Genomic DNA, 19,122 nt, shown 5'->3' with positions numbered 1-19,122 from the left:
GGCCCCCCTGAGCGAGGGGCCGCGCCTAGAGTTGCTGCGGCGGCAAGGTCTGGCCGTACTGGTTACGGCCCCAGCAGTACACGGTACCATCAAACGTCCGCCCGCACGTATGGCGGCCGCCGGCGCGGATCATGAAGAAGTTACCCGGCGGGTCCGTGCCCTCGCCATAGTCGTTTGAGCCCCAGCAATCCACCGTGTAGTCCGTCCTCAACCCGCAGGTGTGCCTGTCGCCCGCGGTGACGTGGAAGAAGGAGCCTGACGGCTCCGTGGACTGGCCGAACGTGTTGCTTCCCCAGCAATCCACCGTGTAGTCAGTCTTCACACCGCAGCTATGCGTGGCGCCCGCGCTGACCTGGAAGAAGGAGCCGGCCGGATCCGCGGCCTGGCCCTCCATGCTGTTCCCCCAGCAGTCCACCGCGCCTCCCACCTTCACGCCGCAGGTGTGATAACCTCCTGCGCTGACCTGGAAGAAGCTTCCCGACGGGACGTCGGTCTGGCCGTATCCGTTGTCTCCCCAGCAGTCCGCCGTGTCGTCGGTCCTCATGCCGCAGGCGTGGGAGTACCCCGCGTCGATGTCGGTGAAGGTTCCAGAAGGCTCGGTGGACTGGCCATGATCGTCCTTCCCCCAGCAGAGCACCCCGCCGAGCGACTTCAAGGCGCAGGTATAGCCGATGCCGCCGGTCATCTCGATGAAGTCGCCAGGGGGCTCCGAGGATTGGTTCAGGTCGTTGCGCCCCCAGCAATCGAGGGTGCCATCCGCCCTGATACCGCAGCTGTGCTCGTGGCCCGTACCGACGGCCGTGTACATTTTGCTCGGCGGCGCGGACTGCCCCGAGAAGTTGTACCCCCAGCAATACACGCGTCCATCCTCCGCGAGCCCGCAGGTGTGGCTGTTGCCCGCGTTGATCTGGGAGAACTTGAGGGCAGGCGGCGAGGACTGGCCATAATCGTTCCGCCCCCAGCAATACACCGAGCCATCCGCCTTCAGCCCGCAGCTGTGGTCATCGCCCACGCTGACCTGCGTGAAGGTGCCCGTCGGGTCCGCTGCCTCACCATGGGAGCCGGTCCCCCAGCAGTCCACTTGGCCGTTCGTCTTCAGCCCGCACGTGTGGTCGGTGCCGGCGCTGACCTGCGCGAAGCCGGCCGCCTGGTCCGTGGCCCGGCCGCCGGTGTTGTTGCCCCAGCAGTCGACCGTGCTGTCCGTCTTCACGCCGCAGCTATGCCAGTAGCCCGCGCTGACCTGCCTGAAGGTACCCGTCGTCGGATCCGTGGCCTGGCCTGCGGTGTTATTTCCCCAGCAGTGGACCGTGCCGTTCGTCCTCACACCGCAGTTATGAATCCCCCCCGTGCTGACCTGCTTGTAGGTGCCCGAGGGGTCTGAACCCTGGCCGTCAAGGTCAAGTCCCCAGCAGTTCACCGTGCCGTTCGTCTTCACGCCGCACGTGTGATTCCTGCCCGTGGCGATCTGCCTGTAGGTTCCGGTCGGCTCCGTGGACTGGGCATGATCGTCGCTCCCCCAGCAGCTCACCGTGCCGTCCGGCCTCAGCGCGCAGGTGTGCTGGTCGCCCGCCGAGACCGCGACCTCGATGCGACCGAAGATCTCCGAGCTGCCCGGAGCGGAATACTCCGTCCCCCCGCAGATGATCTTGCCATCTGTCTTCAGCCCGCAGTGGAACTGGGTACCCTGGTAGAACTGAGTGAAAGGCCCCGGGGGCACGGTGGTGAGCTCCCAGCCGCTGTTCCCCCAGCACTCGGCCGTGCCGTTCGTCTTCACGCCGCAGGTGCTAAGCATTCCTGTGGAGATATGGGTGAAGGTGTCCGACGGATTCGAGGGCTGGGCGGCGGCGCTGGTGCCCCAGCAGAGGACCGTGCCGTTGGTCCTGATCCCGCACGTGTTCTCGAGGTCCGCGGAGAGCAGGACAAAAGTGTCCGTGGGCAACACCTCGTTGTGCTCGTCCAGCTCCAGGTTGTGGAAGTACCACCCCCAGCAATTGACCGTGCCGTCCGGCCTCAGCCCGCATGAATGAGCGTAACCTGCGACGACCTGGACATAGGTGCCCGACGGATCCGTGGCCTGTCCGCTCGAGTTCAACCCCCAGCAATGGATCGTCCCGTCCGTCCTCAGCCCGCAGGTGTGATCGCCGCCCGCGCTGACCTGGAGGAATGTACCGCTCGGATCGGTGTCCGCGCCAAATGAACTGTCCCCCCAGCAATCGATCGTGCCGTTCGTCCTTAGCCCGCAGGAGTGAAACCGGCCCGCGCTGACCTGGAGGAATGTACCGCTCGGATCTGCGTTTGCGTCCCCGTTCACGCCGTCATGGTATTTCCCCCAGCAATTCACCGTGCCGTCCGGGTGCACCGCGCAGGCGTGCTTCTCCTTCAGGCTCAAGACAGGCTCGTTGGTCACGGCGTGCATCGGTGCGTCGTCATCGCGCAGCTCCTGCGCGATCGCCGCGACCTCGGCGTCGTCCACGTCCTGTTCGCTGGCCAGCTCTCCCGCGCACCCGAGCAGGGACAGCGCGACGGAGTTCAACGCGAGCCAGGAGCCGATCCTCCGGCCCCCCGCCTTCCGCAGGCTCATGGACAAAGGTCTTCTATTCTTCATCATCATCTTGACATGAATCCTTATTGTGCTCTCTACGATTCAGCGCGGTGAACGCGGCCTCTGGCCGCCATGCTGGGTGCGAGGGTCGCGGGCTCACCGCCGGCGCGCCTCGAGACGAGCTGCCCGCTCCGCGCGAACGGAGCCGAGCCAGCTTGGACGCGCGGCGCCAGCCCGCCTTCCATGTAGCTCCTGCGAGTAAAGCAATTTGCACACCAGCTCAGGAAGGGAGCGAACCGAGCGGAATTACCGAACTGTTCCTCTGTCAGCGTAGACCCGGCCCGCGGCGTTGTTTTCCTCGGGACCGACGTTGGGCACGAGGTCATGCCCCGTGGTCTCTCCCGGTCGCCGGACGGGCCCGCTGCGTCCCGCTCGACCCGGAGCACGGGACCATGAGCGACGTCGACCTCGCCTTCTCGGGCGTGCCAGCGTGTCAGCGTGCCAGCGTGCCAGCGTGCCAGCGTGTCAGCGTGTCAGCGTGCTACCAACACGGGGCGACGGCCAGGCCGCGAGCACGGTCGTGGCGCGCAGCGCGGGGCAGGCCGGCTCGCGCGCGCTTCCGGCGAGCCGCTCGGACGTCATTCGAGGGCCGCGATCCCATTGACCCGCTGCTGCGAGGTGGCGCGCGTTGCGCGCTTTTCCGAAGGGGAGACATCCATGCATCGAGCCGTCGCTTCTCAGGTTCATCGTTTCGTCGCTCCCTCCGAGCCCTCCGCCGAAGAGGCCATGGAGCGCGTGATCGAAGGCGACGAGCGCGGCGCGAGGAGGGGTGCAGCCTCGACGAGGTCGCGGCGCGGCTCGGGTGTACCGAGATGGCGGCCCGCCTCTGCGCCCACCGGGCGCGGGCGAGCATCCGCCGCCACCTCGGCGAGGCGTGGGGGGTCGCTGGGTGAAGGAGGGGAGACCGGGAGCGGTGAGGATCTCGCGGGGTGGGAGATCAGGAGAGCTGGACCGGCTCAATGGCGAGATGGACGGCGTGGGCGAAAAGGCCGCATGGCCAGGCGGGAGGTACCCGGTAGCCGGTGGGCCGGTGAAGGTCGCCGGGCTTTTATGAGCGCATAGGGCGTAGCTGGACCGGTGCCTCGCCTCCAGGATGCCGAGTGGTGCCCGGCGGGCCGGCACCGCCCCGCATCCCGCGTCGTCGACCCCGGCGAAAGGCGCAAGTGGCGTCACTGCCCGCCGACGAGGTCATCGAGGAGGTGCTGCGCCGCGAAGGGGGGAACGTGGCGCGCACGACTCGCGCGCTGGCCGTGCACCGGACGCAGCTCCGCCGCTGGCTCGGGCGGCGCACGGCGACCGATGAGGTCGCCGGCGACGACGACGACGCGGAGGGGTGATCCCTGAGGGAGCCGCCGGGGGCGCCGCCCTGCCGGCGCCGGGCGGCGCGCTCTCAGCTATGTTCGGGGTGAGGCGCGACGGGCAGAGCGCGAAGTTCGGGGGAGCGTCGAAGGGTTCCACAACACGAGCACGGTCATGGTGGCGCGGGGGGAGTCGGACCAGAAGACGGGGCCGGCCAGCCGGTAAGGGTCCGAGAGCGTCGTTGAGTGGAGGGGACGCTTGCTCGAACGCCGACCCGGGGATTCGCGAGTCGCTTGCGTTCGAGCAAACGCTTATTCGGTCATGCGCTCTTGGCCTCTACACCCGCGGCGATCCGTGCCAGATGGCGAACAAGGGCGAACGCGAGCTCGATGGCCATGTCCTCACGCAGTCGCCACTCGACCTGACCCTCCACGACTCGGCACGTGATGTACTCGGGATCGGGCACCCAAGAAGCAATGATTCTGTCATTCGCGCCCGGCCGGTGATTCACGGCGATCCTCCCGGCTTCGACGGGCTCACACATCCGTGGCGCATCAGGATCGCGAATGTACGCGTTCTGCGCGACCAGCACGTGAAGGAGACTGACGAGAGAGAACGCGACACCTCGACTCAAGACAAGCTCAGTCTTGTTCCCCATGTCTACGAACGCCATGCTCCCCGGCGCATCGAAAAGCGATCCTTGAACCCAGCCAGGCCCTGTGTCCGAGGTGGTCGAATTAAAGCAACCTATCAGACTTTTGGGCTCCGTCTCTTGAAGGAGGAACGTTCCTCCACACCTCTCATTATTCATTTGCACCTCATAACCGCATCCTCGACTGGACCGGCGAGACCGGAGTCTCGCAGCAGCTTATTGAGCTGGTTGAGCCCCTTCGCTCCCGCGTCGATCGGGTTGACGTTCTGAAGGTTCGCAGCTCTCGCTACCGCAAGCGTACGGTTATGGAGGGTGGCCCAGGTCCCGTCTCCCATTCTCATCGCCCTCAGAGTAAGACCATCGGGGAGCCTGTTCAGCCTGCGCGCCTCGGCGATCGCTTCCGCGAGGCTCCTACCTTTCCACGGCCCATGGGTGAACGTGGGGTCGTAGCTGTCCTGCGAGTACCAGATATCATACGGGTCAACGTTATGAACCAGAACAGGTGTTTGGCCGGCGACAACGAAGAATGTATGATCGCCGGCCACGCTCAGGTTGAACGTCGGAGTATCCCTGGACTCGACAGAGATGCTTGCAATCTCGACCTGGCGCCCGACTTCATCTTGAAGCAGATCGCCGGTCCTAAGCTCCTCGGCTGCCACCCAGCCCCGCGTGGTCCAGAAGGGGTGACGCCCCGTCGAGAGAATGCTTCCGCCATTCTCACCGGCGACTTCGATATGGAAGATTCGGTAAGTCGCCGTTTCGTGGACCTCGGTGACCTCCTGGATTCGAGATCCTTCGTTGTCCTCCGGGTCATCAGCCACCACCAGGTCGCCGGGCTGCACTTCCTCGATGGCTTTTGTCGAGCCGTCCGCCATCAGGACTTGGGTCCCAGGCGCGAAGCACATGCGGCCTCCCGCCCTTACGGTGGAGGACGCCGCCTCCCCCGCACCGCGGATCACACGCGTGAACTGCGCGCCCCACCGGGTCACCTGGTTGCCGTAGCGCCGCGCTCCCTCGCCGATCGCGCCAGCGACACCCGTGACCGCCCGCCATGAGGTCGCCCCGAAGCTCGCCACGCGGGCGCTCACGCCGGCGAACACGCCGGCCTCGGCCGCCATGCCGTACGTGGCGACCGTCAGTGCGACGTACGAGACGCCGAGCGAGACATTGATCGCGGTGTCGCCGTTCTCCTGCAGCCAGGCGTCGACGCCGTAATCGATGAGCAACCGCGCGACCCTGTCGCCGCCGGCGTACCCCGTCCCGGTGAATTGCGGCCCCGCCGGCGTGGCGCTGCGGAACGAATCCGGCGTCATGTCGGGCAAGCTCGCGCGCGGCTGGGACAGCGGCAGCGGACTGCCGCCCGCGTAGGCCCCGAACGAGAGCTGGACCGGGCTGACGTAGCCGCACAACCAGGCGGGCGGGACCGGTCCCCACGGGTCGCCCGGTGAGTAGCCGGTCGGGTCGGTGAGCGTCGCCGGGTTGTTGTGCACGTAGCTGTAGCGGTGCCTCGCCTGGTCGAAGTACGGGTCGCTCACCAGCGGGTCGGGGCTGAGGAAGCGACGCTGGACCGGGTCGTAGGCCCTGCCGCCCATCTGGATGAGTCCCGCAGGGGCCTGCTCGACGCCCGCGAAGCCGAGCGTCAGCGCCCCCCACGAGCCCGCCCACGCGCTCCCGTCGGCCTCGATACGGCGACCGAACGGCTCGTAGTGGAACCGCTCCGGCGCTGCGCCCGGGGCGAGCGTCTCGTCGAATCGCACGGCGGTGCTGCCGAGCGCGTCGGGTACCACGTAGCTCACGCGGCGGCCGCTGGCGTTGATGATGATGTCGGCCACCGGTCCATCAGGCCCGTGCACGTGATGGATATGGGTCTGGCTCGACCCGGCCTTGTGCCGCTCGTACAGGCCGCCGGCGTAGATGCGCTCCAGAATGCCGAGCGGATCGGCCTCGCGGAAGCGCTCGCCGGACGCCGTGTACTGGTAGTACCATGTGGTTCCACTCCGCGTCACCTGCCGCGGCAAGTCGAACGCGTTGTACACGACGCTGCGATTGCCAGCCCGTGTCTGGCGCCCGCGGTGGTCGTAGTCGTACGTCACGCCGCCAGTCGAGTGATCCAGCTTCTGCGGACCAGCGGCGCCTCGATCGACGAACTCCTCGAGGACGGTCGCGCCGCTCAGCACCTTCTCGAGGTTGCCGATCCGATCGTACACGAAGCTCCGCGAGAGCGACGTCGCGCCGCTCGTGTTGGTCCACTGCCGCAGCCGGTGCAGCTCGTCGTACCCGAACGTCTCGACGCGGCCCACGACGTGATCCTCGCGCCGCTCGACGTTGCCGTTCGCGTCGGGCGTGTACTCGATGTCCATCAGGTAGTCGCTCGGGCTGCGGTAGGCCTGCAGGCGAGTCGGCTGCCCCATCGCGTCGTACTGGGCCGCGTAGTAGGCGACCCCGTCGCCGAACTCGCCGGCGCTGAGCGCTCCGTTGGCCGCGCGCTCGGTGATCGTCCAGAGCGGCTCCGGATTTGCCGGATCCGTCACGTCCTCCACCCGCTCCACGTACGCGCCGTCATACACGTTCGCGATCGTGAGGCGTTGCCCGTTGGCCTCCGGGTAGATGGTCTTGATGACCCGACCGTATTCGTCTCGCTCCACGTCAAGATCGAACCATTCGCTCCCGTCCCCTTTCCACCACCTGCCGCCGCTGACCCGCCCTACCTCGTCGTAGCTATACACCACCCGCATGCCGTCGGGGCTGAACTCCTTCCAGAGCTTGCCGGTGCCATTCAGGGCGTCCCAGCTGAGGGTCATGGTGCCGGCGACCGTATCCATCGTGTGGATGCGACCGAGCACATCGCGGTTGAAGATCGTCGCGTCCACCGTGCCCGTGCCGCGCTCGGCGCGGCGGATCTCACCGAAGCCGTTGTAGAACAGCCGCGTCGTGCCGGCGTTCGGCTCCTCCTCGCGGACCCTGCGGCCGAGCTGGTCATAGAAGAGCTCGGTCGCGTTGTCGTCGGCGTCGCGGGTGATCCCCGGAAGATCGAACGGCTTGTACACGATCCGCGACGACAGGACCTCCACCCCATCGACGACGGCGTACGTCTCGACGAGGCGGCCGTCAACGTCCACGATCTGGCGCTTCGCGGCGCCCTTGGCGTCGTGGTGGGTCGCCTCGAACAGCCCGGAGTACGTCGTCTCGACCTCGGTGCCGCCCGGACGGTCGACGCGGCGCGGGCGTCCGAGCGTGTCATACCAGTGCTGCGTCACAGGGGCAGCTCCCACGCCGTCGCCCCAGTTCGATAGGCCGTGCAGGTACCCGAGCACGTTATACGTCATCGTCATCTGCTTGACGTTTCCGTCCATGCCACGGACGGTGCGCATCGTCGGCCGCCCCAGCTTGTCGAGCACCGTCGAGCGGACGTCCCCGGACGCGGTCGTCGCCGTCACCGAGAGACGCCCCTCGTTCTGCTCGGCGTACGCGAGCGCGACGCTGTCGCCTCCCTCGAGCGCCTTCCCGCGCGGGCGCCCGAGATCATCGTACTGGTACAAGGTCTCGACCCCGTCGGGGTCGGCCTCGGCGAGCAGCAACCCGTAGGCCGGATGGTGAACGAACGTGGTCGTGTGCGCGAGTCCGTTCCACTCCCGCGACGGGAAGATCTGCTCATCGGTCGAGTCGTGCCAGTCGACGCCGATGAACCGCGGCTCGACGACCCCCGGCGCGGTCCGCGTCACGCCCGTCACCTGGCCGTAGCTGCCGTACGCGGGATCGCGTTCGTACGTGATCGTCTGCTTGATGTCGTTGTCCGTGCTGGTCGGCTCGATCCATTGCGTGGTCAGCCGTCCCTGCGCGTCGTGCTGGAACCGCACGTGCCGGTAGGACGGCGCGTTGTGCAGGCTCGGTGTCCACGACCGGAAGCGATAGTCCTTCGGCAGATCGACCAGCCACCAGGTCGTGTTCGCCGTCTCGTAGCCGAGCGTGAACTCGCTGCGGACCCCATCCTCGGTCGTCGCGACCTGCGCGATCACATTGCCGTAGTCGTCGAACGTCGGATCGACCTTGCGCATGCGAGGCGCGAACTTGGGGGTCACGACGCCGCCAAGATAGTCCACAACGCCGGCTTTCGTCGGATCCCAGACCACATCGACGTCTACTTCCCACTCGAGCTCGGTGGTTATCTCCTTGTTGACGACGTAGGTCTCGTCGCCATTGAGAGCACGATACGACAAGCTGTGATTGGTCTTGACGACGCGCGCGAGCGCCGTCGGGTCCGGGAACTGCTGGCCGTACAGCTCGACGTCGAGGATGAGCGTGGTGGTGAGCGTCGACGAGGGGATGAACGCGAACGGATATCGGGTACCTACGCGATCCGTGTTCCTGAAGCGAACCTCGCTCTCGACCGCCAGCTCGGGCTCCCACGACCGGATCATCTGGAACCCGAGGAAGCCACGGCCCAGCGCATCGATGTACGGGTAGAAGTACGAGTACCGCGTCCGCCGCTCCGACGGGAAGGCCCACATCGTCGGCTTGTAGGTGGCGTGCTCGGCCACCACGGTGATGCCGCGCTTCATGCAGACGACGGGATAGGAGGACGAGCAGTCCGCCGCCGCCACCGGAGGGCTGGCGCTCTCAAGCACGTCGGACACCTCGCCCGTCGGCGTATCGTTCCGGTAGACGATGTCCTCGCGATTCAGGAACGCGCCGTCCGTATCGCGGACGCTGGTCAGCAGATCGACGTCAAACGTCGCGATCCCGACGTTCTGCCACTCGTTGAACTGGGGCCAGATCACGACCTTGCTGTCGGCGCCGCTCTCGATGCCTGCGATGTCGACGCGACCGTCGCCATCGAAGTCGCCGGTGACGACCTTCGCGAGATCTCGGTTGTGGGTCAGCGTCTTCGACGGCGCGTACACCGGCGCCGACGAGTTCGCCAGGGTCTTCGACAGCTGGATCGAGATCGTGTCCGCGTTCTTGTCGTGGAGGACGACGTCCTCGCGCCCGTCGCCGTCGATGTCGGCCCGTATCGGGGTGATGTGGCTCGGATACCAGGGGTCGGTCGCAGCCAGCCACCGGAGCTCGCGCACCCCGTCTCCGTCGGGATCCATGTCCGTCGGCTTCGGCCCGGTGGTTCCATCATTCCATGGGTCATCGCCGAAAGGGAGCGTCTCGGCTGTCCCGTCGGCGCGCAGTCCCACGATCCACGAGTCATACTCCAGCGTGCACGAGGCGCAGTCGTGGTAGCGCAGGTAGCGGACGAAATGCCGCCCGTCGCGGACCGTCGTGTGGAACCAGGTGTGATACGCGAACTTCTGATGCGGTGGGAGCTCGAGCGGCAGATTCATCGGCGGACCGAACGTGCCGCCGAGGTTCAGGTAGATCTCGAATCTTGTCGGCTGATATACATTCTCGACGGATGCGTCCCACGGTTTGACGATGTCCGGGAGCATGTCTCCGTTGAGGTCAGCGAAGAACAGGTGATCACAGGCCCCGAATATGTCTCCAAAGCGGCACGTCGGGTCCATGATGGCGTCAGGGGCTGCCGTCGCGGCGTTCGCCGGGAGCACGCCCGGGACGAGCTCGAAGTCCAGGGCGTCCTTGTTCCACCGCCAGATCTCGTAATGGTAGAGCGCCTGGAACTCCGCCGCGGTGTCCGCCTCTTCGATATCCTCCTCGGTCCCGTGCAGCACCAGCACGGCGATCTCGCTCGCGCCGTCTCCGTCGATGTCGACGGGCTGCGACTTTCCCATGAAGCCGATGTTCGACACGTCCAAGGAGCCAGAGAGCGGCAGCTCGCCGTCTCCGATGTGGATGCGGTGCTGGCCCGTGGCATCCTGGTACACGACGTCATCATCGCCGTCGCCGTCGACGTCCGCTACCAGCATCGGCGACGCAGGGTCCAGCGGAACACCAGGGAACGACGTCACCTTGTCTTCGAACCGCTCCCCGCCGAGCTCACTCCACCTCGAGTAGTCGAACTCGCGCGCATACGAGCAGCCGCCCGCCGCCCCGCAGCGCGCCACCGTCGTCAGCCGCGAGTAGCCGGTGTCGGGGCTGGTCTCGTAACCCAGGGAGTAGGTCCATACCGTGGCCTTGGCGTTGGGGTTCGGCGCCTTCATCACGATCGTGTCGAGCAGCTCGTCCCAGAGAAACGCCTCGCCGCTCACGCGGCGCGCGATCGGATCGGGGCGTGCCTTGTAGTTGAACACGATCTCGCGCTGCGCCGCAGCGCCGCTCGTATGAAAGGTGTACTCGATCGACTGGATGAGGGGAGGCGACGTGTCCTTGTACGTGTAGCGGGCGATGTTCCCTGAGCGATCGCGCTCCTCGACGAGCGGGAAGCTGTGCGCCTTGTCGTCGCCGTCATCGGAATCCCTTCCGTAGTACCGGATCCGGTGATCCTTCAGGTACACCGTCCAGTTGACGTCCGAGTCGTTGTGGCGCACGATCTTGGCGATCATGTCGTTCTCGGTGCGGAACTCGAACGCTCCGATCTTCACCATCAGCGCGCCGTCGAGGCAGAGCCGGTCACCTTCGGCGGCGATCCCGTCGGTCGCGACGACCGCGTCGCACGGGTGGATCGTCGAGAGCCCGCCGACATTCCATCCAACGCCGAGCGGGCCGTTGCCCGAGCGGCTCGAGTACCCGAGAGAGAGCTGCGGCGTCACGTCGCCGCGCCCCGGGGGAACCTGGAGCGGCAACGCGTAGTGGTACGCGCCATCCGCCCCGACCTCGCCAGAGCCCGGCAGGTAGTCGCGCGCGGTCGCCGGCAAGATGTGCGCGGCGGGCGCGAGGTCGGTGAAGACGTGCGCGGGGTCGGGCGGGACGTAGGTCTGCTGCTGCGCGACCTGCTCGACCTGCTCGACCTGCGGAATCTTGCTGTCGCCATGACAACCCGCGAAGCTGGCCATCGCGACGCATGAAACCACGAGAGCTGCCGCGGCGCGCGCGCCCACGAGGGCCTCACGCCTCGATGCCATGGAGCGCGTCGAGGATCGCGTCGCGCGCGGCTCGACTCCGGCAGCCTCCCGCGAGGCCATGGAAGGCTCGGGCGGTCGAATTTTCGATCTTGGTTTGTTACTCATCACAAGTCTCTCCTCATCAAGGCAAATGCTCATAAAAAGCAAAGCCAAGCGAACGGCCGCGCACGTGGCCAGTCCACGAACTCTCGCCTCGCTGCGAGGGAGACCCCGCGCAGGCAGATCCCGTCGCACGCCGGCTCGCTCTCACACGGGCCGGCGCGATCTACGCCCAGGGCAGAGCAGCCTACGTGCCAGCGCTCGAAGTTGTGTCGATCGAGAAGGTCCAGCCGGCGGCTCCTCGCGGACCGTCCCTCAGGACGGTACGTGGACGGTCCTCGATCCGCCCGCGGACGGTCCGCCCCCGTGCGCAGGCTGGCGGAGCTACCTCTCGCGCCCCTGTCTCGTAACGACGCTGAGGGATCCCCTTCTGACGCACGAGCTACCCGCTCGGCGCTGCGCGTCCCCCCCTTTCCGTGCGCGGAGGTCCCTCCATTCTCGCGGTCATGCTCACTCCGGTCGGCTGGCACGTGCCACGTGGCACCGCTCGGCTGGCACGTGGCACGTGCCACGTGGCACCGCTACGAGCGGGCGTGCCATCACGCCATCGACGAGCCAGCGGCTCTGGCGCCTCGCGCCGAGCACGCCGTCGCCCATGGTGGTAGCTGCTCCGCTGACCGCGTTCCGAAGCGTCCTTGGGGAAGACCACATGTCCAGGATGGGACCGGCCCCGTCCCTCTCCCTCGTTTGACGCTCGATCATGCGGTTCGCGCGATCTCCATGATGCCGGGACATCTCGAGGCTTCTTCGCGTCAAGATATCGCGAAGGTCATTCACCGGATACTCGCGCTCGCGACCTTTCCGGCGCGCATCATTGCCAACAATCCATTGCCGCATGGGTGGTGCTCGACGAGAACAAGACGGATGACCCGCGCGCCTTGGCACTCTCACCCGATGTCGCGCGCGCTTCGGGCCTATTTGGCTATGTGCCCACCGATGGAGCGTGTCTTCATGGGGCCGAGCGATCCCCTGCCGGGGCGCAATGGGGCGCATGGCTTTCGAAACCACCTGCGCCCCGCCGGCATCCGTCGCCCTGAGCCGTTCGAGACCACGGGCTCGAGGCTGAATATCCGCTTGCACGATGCCCGCGCGACCCTTCGGCGCCGCCCCGTCGGGTCAGGCGCCGACCCCGACCGATGATGCCGCGGGCCGCTCGACAGCGGCCGACGCGGCGGCGGAGGGTGGCCCGTTGGGCCCGCGGTGGGCCACGTCGGAGCCCCCTCGGCCGCGAAACGGACGTAAGATGCCGATATTACTATAATTTTCTGCGTTCGCGCCTCTCCGACCGGGACTTCCTGGCGGGCTTCCCGACGCGCGAAGCTGCCCGACGAGCGGGCGGGCGCTTTCCGCGGCCGCGCGCGCCTTCCGGCCGGCTCACGACCACGTCACCTCGAACTCGCACGCCTTGGCGCCGCGGAAGCGGCAGCGCGTGTGCAAGGTGCGGCTCTCCTTGACGCCGATGCGCGCCATGATCCGCTCCTGCCACGCCGGGACGCCCACCGCGCAGGTGACCGGCCCGGGGCCGCGGTCCGGGAGGCGCGACGCGGTGAGGCGGACCGAGAAGCGCCGCGCGGCGACCGAGGTCGCCTCCATCGTGCCCTCGTCGAAGTAGCGCTCCCAGAGCGACGAGGACCGCTGCAGCACGGTCTCGGGGGACGCGGCCTTGAGCAGCACCGTGAAGAACCGCTGCAGGTCCTCCTCGGCGATGGCGTGGGCCACCGCCCGGAAGCACTGCGGATGACCGTCCCCGTACAGCGCCACGTAGCGGTCGACGAGGCTGTTCCAGAGGCTCACCGGGTACCAGATGTGCGGCAGGACGATGCCGCCCACGCGCGCGGCGTCCTCCGGGCTCAGGCACTCCAGCCACCGGGCCACGCCGGCGGCGCCGTGCTGCGCGGTCACGAAGCTCTTGAACCCCCCCAGCGCGTTGCCCTTGACGTTGCTCATCGAGATCACTCCACCGGGCGCCAGACGGAGGCGCGTCGCGTGCCGGGTGGGGCCGATCCTGACGAGGGTCACCGGCGAATGCAATCGCGGCCATCGGGAGCTCCGCAGCGACCCCCGGCGCGGTCCGCCTCGGCGCGCAAACGTAATTCAAACCACATCCTAGCCGACCTGGCGGCGCGAGCGGCGGGCGTGCTTCCCGGCGGCGCCCCGTACTACAATCGCCCGCGTGAAACCGTGCCCCTTCTGCGCGGAGCAGATCCAGGACGCCGCGATCAAGTGCCGTTACTGCGGCAGCATGCTCGACGAGCGAGCGACCGTGGCCGCCGCGGCCTCCGCTGCGCCGCTCGCCCCGGCGGGCAGCGCGCTCGCCTCCGCCGGCGGCGCGCTCGCGCCCTCGCCGGGCGGGGCGCGGCTCATCTTCGAGGGGACGCCGAGCTGGAAGGCGTGGTTCTGGTCGTACGTGGCGGCGGGCGTGCTCTCGCTCGTGCTGGTGGGCCTCGTGTGGCTCGGCGTCCTGCACTGGAAGCGCAAGAGCCTCCATTACAAGATCACCGACCGCACCATCGACTACGAGGCCGGCCTGCTCACCCGGCGGGTCGAGACGTTGCAGCTCTGGCGGGTGCACGACATCGATCTCCGCCAGTCGTTCATGGAGCGGCTGCTCGACATCGCCGAGATCCGCGTGTTCACGCGCGACGCGAGCGATCCCGAGCTCGTCATCCGGGGGCTGCCGGCCTCGCGCGAGCTGTTCGAGGCGATCAAGAACGCGGCGGAGCTCGCGCGGCAGCAGCGCGTGCTCGGGGTCGTGCAGTGAGCGCGCGCCGGTGCGCGGCGGCGCGGGTCTGATCGGAGCCAGAACATGTCCACGAGTCGATCCCCGTACGACAATCTCCCGGACGTGCGCGACGGCCTGACCCGCGCCGAGCGCATCATCCTCTGGCAGCTCTCCGAGCTCGAGCGGGAGTTCAACGGCCGGAACGTGCCCACGGCCACGCTCTACGGCCGTGTCGTCGAGCACATCAACCTCTCGGTCCCCGAGTTCCAGCGCCTGATGCAGCGGCTCGTCGGCGTGCGCTGAAGGCGGCTCGGCGCCCGCCGCGGCGGCTCAGGCTGCCCGCTGCTCGAGCGCGAGCGCGGCGCGCTGCTCGAGCGCGGCCCGCAGCGCCGAGACCGAGGCGCTGCGCAGGTACACGACGGGCGCGCCGTCCGCCGCGAGGCTCTGCATCTGGTCGCGCAGGGCGTGCGACACCATCGTCACCATGATGACGATGAGCGCGACCTTCCCCGCGCCGTGGCGCGCCCCCGGGGGCACGCGGGTCTCGTAATGGCGCATCGACCAGCCGTGCTGCTCGACCAGATCGCGGTAGCGGCTGGACATGCCCCCGCTGCCCCCGATGACAAGCACCGTCTGTTCCTCGCGCTTCCTGTCTGCCGCCTGAGAACGACGCTCCGCCTTCATGCGATCTCCCTCGAAGGGGGCTTGAGCAAGGCGCGAGCCACGCTCCGCGACGCGCGATCTCCCGTGGAAACATCGAGTTTGCGCTCTATTCCCGGCCCGATCCTGGGCAATTTGTCCTCGGGGCGCGAAGGTCCTTGTCACCGTGACATGGAGAGCGCGGGCGCCGCGACGGCGCGCGTCTTGGTGGCAGGCTCCGGCGCCCCGCGGCCCCCGGACAGGCAGCGACCCCTGAGGAATCCCCTCATTGAGCAGCCCTTTTCAGCGGAGAAATTGAACAGGGAGGCGGGGAGACGGGGAGTGATTCGAAGATTTTCCTCCCCGCCTCCCTGTGAACTTTCCGAAGAGTTCGAGGGGATTGCTCAGGGGCGACCCGGGACAGGCGCGCTCGCGCTGGTCAGGAGGAAGGCGGGAGGAGAGGCGTTGGCTGGAGGCGGCTGGGGCTGCTGGCGGCCGCTCGGGGCCGCTGTCGTCCGTCGGCGTCGGGGCGATCCTCCCCGGCCGCGGAAGGTTGACCCGATGTCAGCCGGCGCGCTGCTCGAGGGCGGCCCGCAGCGCGGAGACCGAGGCGCTGCGCAGGTACACGACGGGCGCGCCCTCCGCCGCGAGGCTCTGCATCTGATCGCGCAGCGCGTGCGACACCATCGTCACCATGATCACGACCAGCGCGATCCTACCCACGCCGCGGCGCGCGCCCGGCGGCACGCGGTTCTCGTAGTGGCGCAGCGACCAGCCGTGCTTCTCGGCCACATCGCGGTAGCGGCTGGACATGCCCCCGCTGCCCCCGATGACAAGCACCGTCTGCTCCTCGCCCTTCCTGTCGACCGCCTGGGAACGCCGCTCCGCCTTCATGCGATCCCCTCAGAGCAAGCCGTAAGCCACCCTCCTCGGCCGGTCTTCTCCCGCGCAAATCGCCACGTTCTGGTTTATTCCCCGGCAAAATGTCGTCTCGGCGCGGAGGCCTTTGTCAACGTGACAGGGCGGCCGCGAGCGCTCGGCGGCGCGGGCGAGCGCTGGCCCGGCGCGGCGGTCGCGGGCCGCGCTGCGCGGGCGCGCGCGGGCCCGTCCGAGCTGTGGTAGGAGAGCAGCGCCGCCTGCCCTGCCGCGCCATGTCGTCTCTCTCTGCACCGTCCAGCGACGCGCCTCCGCCGGGCACCGTCGAGCGCTGGGCCTGGGATTACGTCCTCTCGACCGACCTCGAGCACAAGCTCGCTCCGCCGCCCGTACCGTCCGCCTGGGAGTCGGACACGGCGCCGCCCCCGCCGCGCCGCCTCGAGCGCCCCGGCCGGCCCGCCGCGCTGCGCATCTCGGCGCGCGCCCAGAAGAGCCCCGGGCCCGAGGCGCTGCGCAACCCCGCGCGCCGCGCGCAGCTCTTCCATGCCTTCCTGCACCACGAGCTCCAGGCCGCGGAGCTCATGGCGTGGGCGCTGCTCGCCTTCCCGGACACGCCGCGCGCCTTCCGCGGCGGCCTCGTCCGCATCGCCCTCGACGAGGTCCGCCACATGCAGCTCTACGCCCGCTATCTCGCCGCGATCGGCCACCGCTTCGGCGATTTCCCCGTCCGCGACTGGTTCTGGTCGCGGGTGCCTTCCGCCGCGTCGCCCGCGCAGTTCGTGGCCGTGATGGGGATGGGTCTCGAGGGTGGCAACCTCGACCACACCGCGCGCTTCGCCGAGCGCTTCCGCGCCATCGGCGACGACGAGGGCGCCGCGCTCACCGAGCGGGTCTGCGCCGAGGAGATCCCGCACGTGCGCTTCGGTGTCCGCTGGTTCCGCCGCTTCACGCAGGCGGGCGCGGGCGCCGGGCGCGGGTCGCCGCCGGGGCCGGGCGAAGCTGCGCCGCCGGGGGTGGGCGCTGCCGCGCCGCCCGGGCCGGGCGAAGGCGCGCCGCCGGGGGTGGGCGCTGCCGTGCCGGCCGGGCCGATCGACTTCGAGACCTGGGTCCGCCACATCCCGGCGCCCCTCTCGCCGCTGCTCATGCGGGGCGAGCCGATGAACCGCCGCGACCGCAGCCGGTCGGGCCTCACCGAGTCCTTCCTCGACGCGCTGGCCTCATGGACCGAGCGAGCGCCTGGGTCCTGAACTTCGACGCCGACGAGGAGCTGGCGCGCCCTGCGGGCTACACCCCGCGCGCCGCGGTCGCCGCCCGGGCGCTCGAGCTCGCCGGTCGGGTCGCCGCCCTGCTGCGCCCTGGCGACGTCGTGCTCAGCCCCGCCCTCCCCTCCCCGCTCGTGCCGCCGGCGCCGCCCGGGACCCCGCTCATCGGCCGCGCGTGGTGCCCCACGCCCCGCGCCCTGCGCCTCCTCGGCCGCGCCGGTGTCGCCGCGGCGGAGGCGCCGCCGCTCGACGTGCTCCGCCGCGTCAACCACCGGAGGTTCTGCGCGGACCTCGGCCAGACGCTCCCCGGCGCGCGCTACGTCGCCACGCTCCCCGAGCTCGAGGCCGCGATCGCGGCGCCCACGCCGTCGGGCCACTGGCTGCTCAAGCGCCCGTTCGGGTTCGCGGGGCGCGGCCGCCGCCGGGTCGCCCGCGGCGCCCTGCCGCCCGACGCGCGCCCCTGGGCCGTCGCGTCGCTCGCCGTCGCCTCCCCGGGCGGCGGCCTTCAGGTCGAGCCCTGGGTCGAGCGCCGCGGCGACTTCTCGCTGCACGGCCACGTCGCGCGCGGCGGCGCGGTGCGCCTCGGCGCCCCGTGCGTGCAGCGCTGCGACGGCAACGGCGCCTACCTGGGGGCCGCCCTCGCCGGCGAGGGCGATCTCGACGGCGGCGAGCGCCGTCGGCTCGTCGAGGCCGCGCTCGAGGCCGGGGAGGCGCTCGCCGGCGCGGGCTATTTCGGCCCCTTCGGGATCGACGCCTTCCGCTGGGAGGACGAGCGCGGCGCCCTGCGCTGGAACCCGCGGTGCGAGATCAACGCGCGCTACACGATGGCGTGGGCCACCGGCATGGGCAGCGCGCGGCCCGACCTCGATGGCCCGGCGCGCGACTGACACGCAGCGCGGAGGTCTCGCTCCCCTCGCGACACGGACTTGTTGCACAAGAGGCCGCTCGCTTCCTCTATAGCGGAGCTCCGACGACGACGAGATAGGCCGCCGAGACACCAGGATCGCCTGGAACTGAATTCCTGAGCTGCCCTGGCGTCGTCGCGGTCGTCTTCATCCCGTTCGCTGCACCAAGACGCGACCGATCACCGCGCCAGTCGTCGGTCGCCCGGGTTCGTCCCCGATCTCAGGAGAAAATTGAACCACAGAGGCACAGAGGGCACAGAGGAAGAGAGAAGAAAATAAGAAAAAAAAAACTCTTCTCTATCTCTCTTCTCTCCCTCTGTGCCCTCTGTGCCTCTGTGGTTCAATTCTCTCTTCTTCAACATTGCTCGAGAGGAGGAATCGACATGAGTCTACCGGCGACGACACGCGCGATCGATGGAAGGCGCAGCGCGGCGTCGATCGTGAGCGCCGCCGCCCTCGCCGCGCTGCTCGCGGCCTGCGGGCCGGACGCCCCGGGCGCGGAGCCAGGCTCGTGCGGCGGCGCGACGTGCGGCCCGGACCAGTACTGCGTCTACCCGCCCGGCGATTGCGGCGAGGGAGGCCTTGTCCCGGGCAACTACGGCGTGTGCCAGCAGCGCCCCACGTCGTGCGACACGGCCACGCCGACGGCGGTCTGCGCCTGCGACGGGCAGGTCTACCCGAACGCCTGCGAGGCCGCGCGCGCCGGCGTGAGCATCGGCGGCGGCGAGGAGTGCGCCGGCGCCGCGCCGCCGGGGACATCCGCCTGCGGCAGCTACTTCTGCAGCTCGGCCGACACGTACTGCCAGATCGTCGAAGACCCGCACAATGAGCTCTTCAAGATGCCGGCGCGGAGGACCTGCAAGCAGATACCGTCCTCGTGCCTTGCGGAGCCGTCCTGCGACTGCGTGAGCGCCGCGGCCCGCGTCCCCGGCAAAGGCGGGTGCTCCAGCGCGCCGGCCTGCACGCAGGACACGACAGGCAGCTTCGCCGTCCAGTGCACGGGCGATCTCTACTGACGCGGCACGCCGCGTGATCCGCCAGGATCAACGCCGTGACGTTCCCGTGAAGCCCGGGGAAGCAACAGAATCATCACAGAAACGT

12 protein-coding genes are annotated in these 19,122 nt (G+C 68.8%); 6 read left to right on the top strand and 6 right to left on the bottom strand.

Features of this window, described 5'->3' with window-relative positions; genetic code table 11:
- Nucleotides 1–25: 25 nt before the first annotated feature.
- The gene (locus WME96_RS05565; protein ID WP_437289129.1) at nucleotides 26–2,581 is read right to left on the bottom strand and encodes an RCC1 domain-containing protein; all 2,556 of its coding nucleotides are present in this window, start codon (nucleotides 2,579–2,581) and stop codon (nucleotides 26–28) included.
- 1,184 nt (nucleotides 2,582–3,765) lie between these two features.
- Here WME96_RS05565 and WME96_RS05560 point away from each other — a divergent pair.
- Entirely contained in the window at nucleotides 3,766–3,939 is a 174-nt protein-coding gene (locus tag WME96_RS05560) for a helix-turn-helix domain-containing protein (RefSeq protein WP_437289128.1), read from the top strand.
- A 281-nt stretch (nucleotides 3,940–4,220) separates the two neighbouring features.
- On the opposite strand, the gene WME96_RS05555 is transcribed toward WME96_RS05560, so the two are convergent.
- From WME96_RS05555 to WME96_RS05545, 3 genes are all read right to left on the bottom strand, one after another.
- Nucleotides 4,221–4,559 carry a hypothetical protein gene (locus tag WME96_RS05555; protein ID WP_437289127.1) on the bottom strand — a complete coding sequence of 113 codons (339 nt, stop codon included), beginning with the start codon at nucleotides 4,557–4,559 and terminating at the stop codon, nucleotides 4,221–4,223.
- 149 nt (nucleotides 4,560–4,708) lie between these two features.
- Entirely contained in the window at nucleotides 4,709–11,752 is a 7,044-nt protein-coding gene (locus WME96_RS05550) for a polymorphic toxin-type HINT domain-containing protein (RefSeq protein ID WP_437289126.1), read from the bottom strand.
- A gap of 1,239 nt (nucleotides 11,753–12,991) precedes the next feature.
- Complete coding sequence (locus WME96_RS05545; RefSeq protein ID WP_437289125.1) at nucleotides 12,992–13,564, bottom strand: hypothetical protein; 573 nt, start codon at nucleotides 13,562–13,564, stop codon at nucleotides 12,992–12,994.
- Between the two features lie 226 nt (nucleotides 13,565–13,790).
- On the opposite strand from WME96_RS05545, the gene WME96_RS05540 reads away from it, so the two are divergent.
- Complete coding sequence (locus tag WME96_RS05540) at nucleotides 13,791–14,378, top strand: PH domain-containing protein (RefSeq protein WP_437289124.1); 588 nt, start codon at nucleotides 13,791–13,793, stop codon at nucleotides 14,376–14,378.
- Nucleotides 14,379–14,423: 45 nt separating this feature from the next.
- On the top strand, nucleotides 14,424–14,642 hold the full coding sequence (locus tag WME96_RS05535) for a hypothetical protein (protein ID WP_437289123.1): 219 nt from the start codon (nucleotides 14,424–14,426) through the stop codon (nucleotides 14,640–14,642).
- Nucleotides 14,643–14,669: 27 nt separating this feature from the next.
- Here WME96_RS05535 and WME96_RS05530 read toward each other — a convergent pair whose 3' ends face one another.
- Both WME96_RS05530 and WME96_RS05525 read right to left on the bottom strand, forming a co-directional pair.
- Nucleotides 14,670–15,023, bottom strand: a complete 354-nt coding sequence (locus tag WME96_RS05530) for a DUF2325 domain-containing protein (protein WP_437289122.1) — start codon at nucleotides 15,021–15,023, stop codon at nucleotides 14,670–14,672.
- Between the two features lie 519 nt (nucleotides 15,024–15,542).
- The gene (locus WME96_RS05525) at nucleotides 15,543–15,872 is read right to left on the bottom strand and encodes a DUF2325 domain-containing protein (protein WP_437289121.1); all 330 of its coding nucleotides are present in this window, start codon (nucleotides 15,870–15,872) and stop codon (nucleotides 15,543–15,545) included.
- A 257-nt stretch (nucleotides 15,873–16,129) separates the two neighbouring features.
- On the opposite strand from WME96_RS05525, the gene WME96_RS05520 reads away from it, so the two are divergent.
- From WME96_RS05520 to WME96_RS05510, 3 genes are all read left to right on the top strand, one after another.
- Complete coding sequence (locus tag WME96_RS05520; RefSeq protein WP_437289120.1) at nucleotides 16,130–17,101, top strand: DUF455 family protein; 972 nt, start codon at nucleotides 16,130–16,132, stop codon at nucleotides 17,099–17,101.
- A complete protein-coding gene (locus tag WME96_RS05515) occupies nucleotides 17,074–18,003 on the top strand; it encodes a hypothetical protein (RefSeq protein ID WP_437289119.1) in 930 nt (309 codons plus the stop codon). Before WME96_RS05520 ends, WME96_RS05515 begins: the two co-directional genes overlap by 28 nt.
- 401 nt (nucleotides 18,004–18,404) lie before the next feature.
- Nucleotides 18,405–19,037 (top strand): hypothetical protein, encoded by a 633-nt coding sequence (locus WME96_RS05510; protein WP_437289118.1) that lies wholly within the window; start codon nucleotides 18,405–18,407, stop codon nucleotides 19,035–19,037.
- Nucleotides 19,038–19,122: the final 85 nt, after the last annotated feature.

This window comes from Sorangium sp. So ce406, from assembly GCF_051474675.1.
Lineage (GTDB): Bacteria > Myxococcota_A > Polyangia > Polyangiales > Polyangiaceae > Sorangium > Sorangium cellulosum_G.
This window is presented reverse-complemented; position numbering and strand designations above follow the sequence as displayed.

Bases quoted from the DNA above. Each gene is read 5' to 3' on its own strand.
- WME96_RS05565 (WP_437289129.1), bottom strand. From the start codon at position 2,581: ATGAGCCTGCGGAAGGCGGGGGGCCGGAGGATCGGCTCCTGGCTCGCG.
- WME96_RS05555 (WP_437289127.1), bottom strand. From the start codon at position 4,559: ATGGGGAACAAGACTGAGCTTGTCTTGAGTCGAGGTGTCGCGTTCTCT.
- WME96_RS05545 (WP_437289125.1), bottom strand. From the start codon at position 13,564: ATGAGCAACGTCAAGGGCAACGCGCTGGGGGGGTTCAAGAGCTTCGTG.
- WME96_RS05535 (WP_437289123.1), top strand. From the start codon at position 14,424: ATGTCCACGAGTCGATCCCCGTACGACAATCTCCCGGACGTGCGCGAC.
- WME96_RS05530 (WP_437289122.1), bottom strand. From the start codon at position 15,023: ATGAAGGCGGAGCGTCGTTCTCAGGCGGCAGACAGGAAGCGCGAGGAA.
- WME96_RS05525 (WP_437289121.1), bottom strand. From the start codon at position 15,872: ATGAAGGCGGAGCGGCGTTCCCAGGCGGTCGACAGGAAGGGCGAGGAG.
- WME96_RS05520 (WP_437289120.1), top strand. From the start codon at position 16,130: ATGTCGTCTCTCTCTGCACCGTCCAGCGACGCGCCTCCGCCGGGCACC.
- WME96_RS05515 (WP_437289119.1), top strand. From the start codon at position 17,074: ATGGACCGAGCGAGCGCCTGGGTCCTGAACTTCGACGCCGACGAGGAG.
- WME96_RS05510 (WP_437289118.1), top strand. From the start codon at position 18,405: ATGAGTCTACCGGCGACGACACGCGCGATCGATGGAAGGCGCAGCGCG.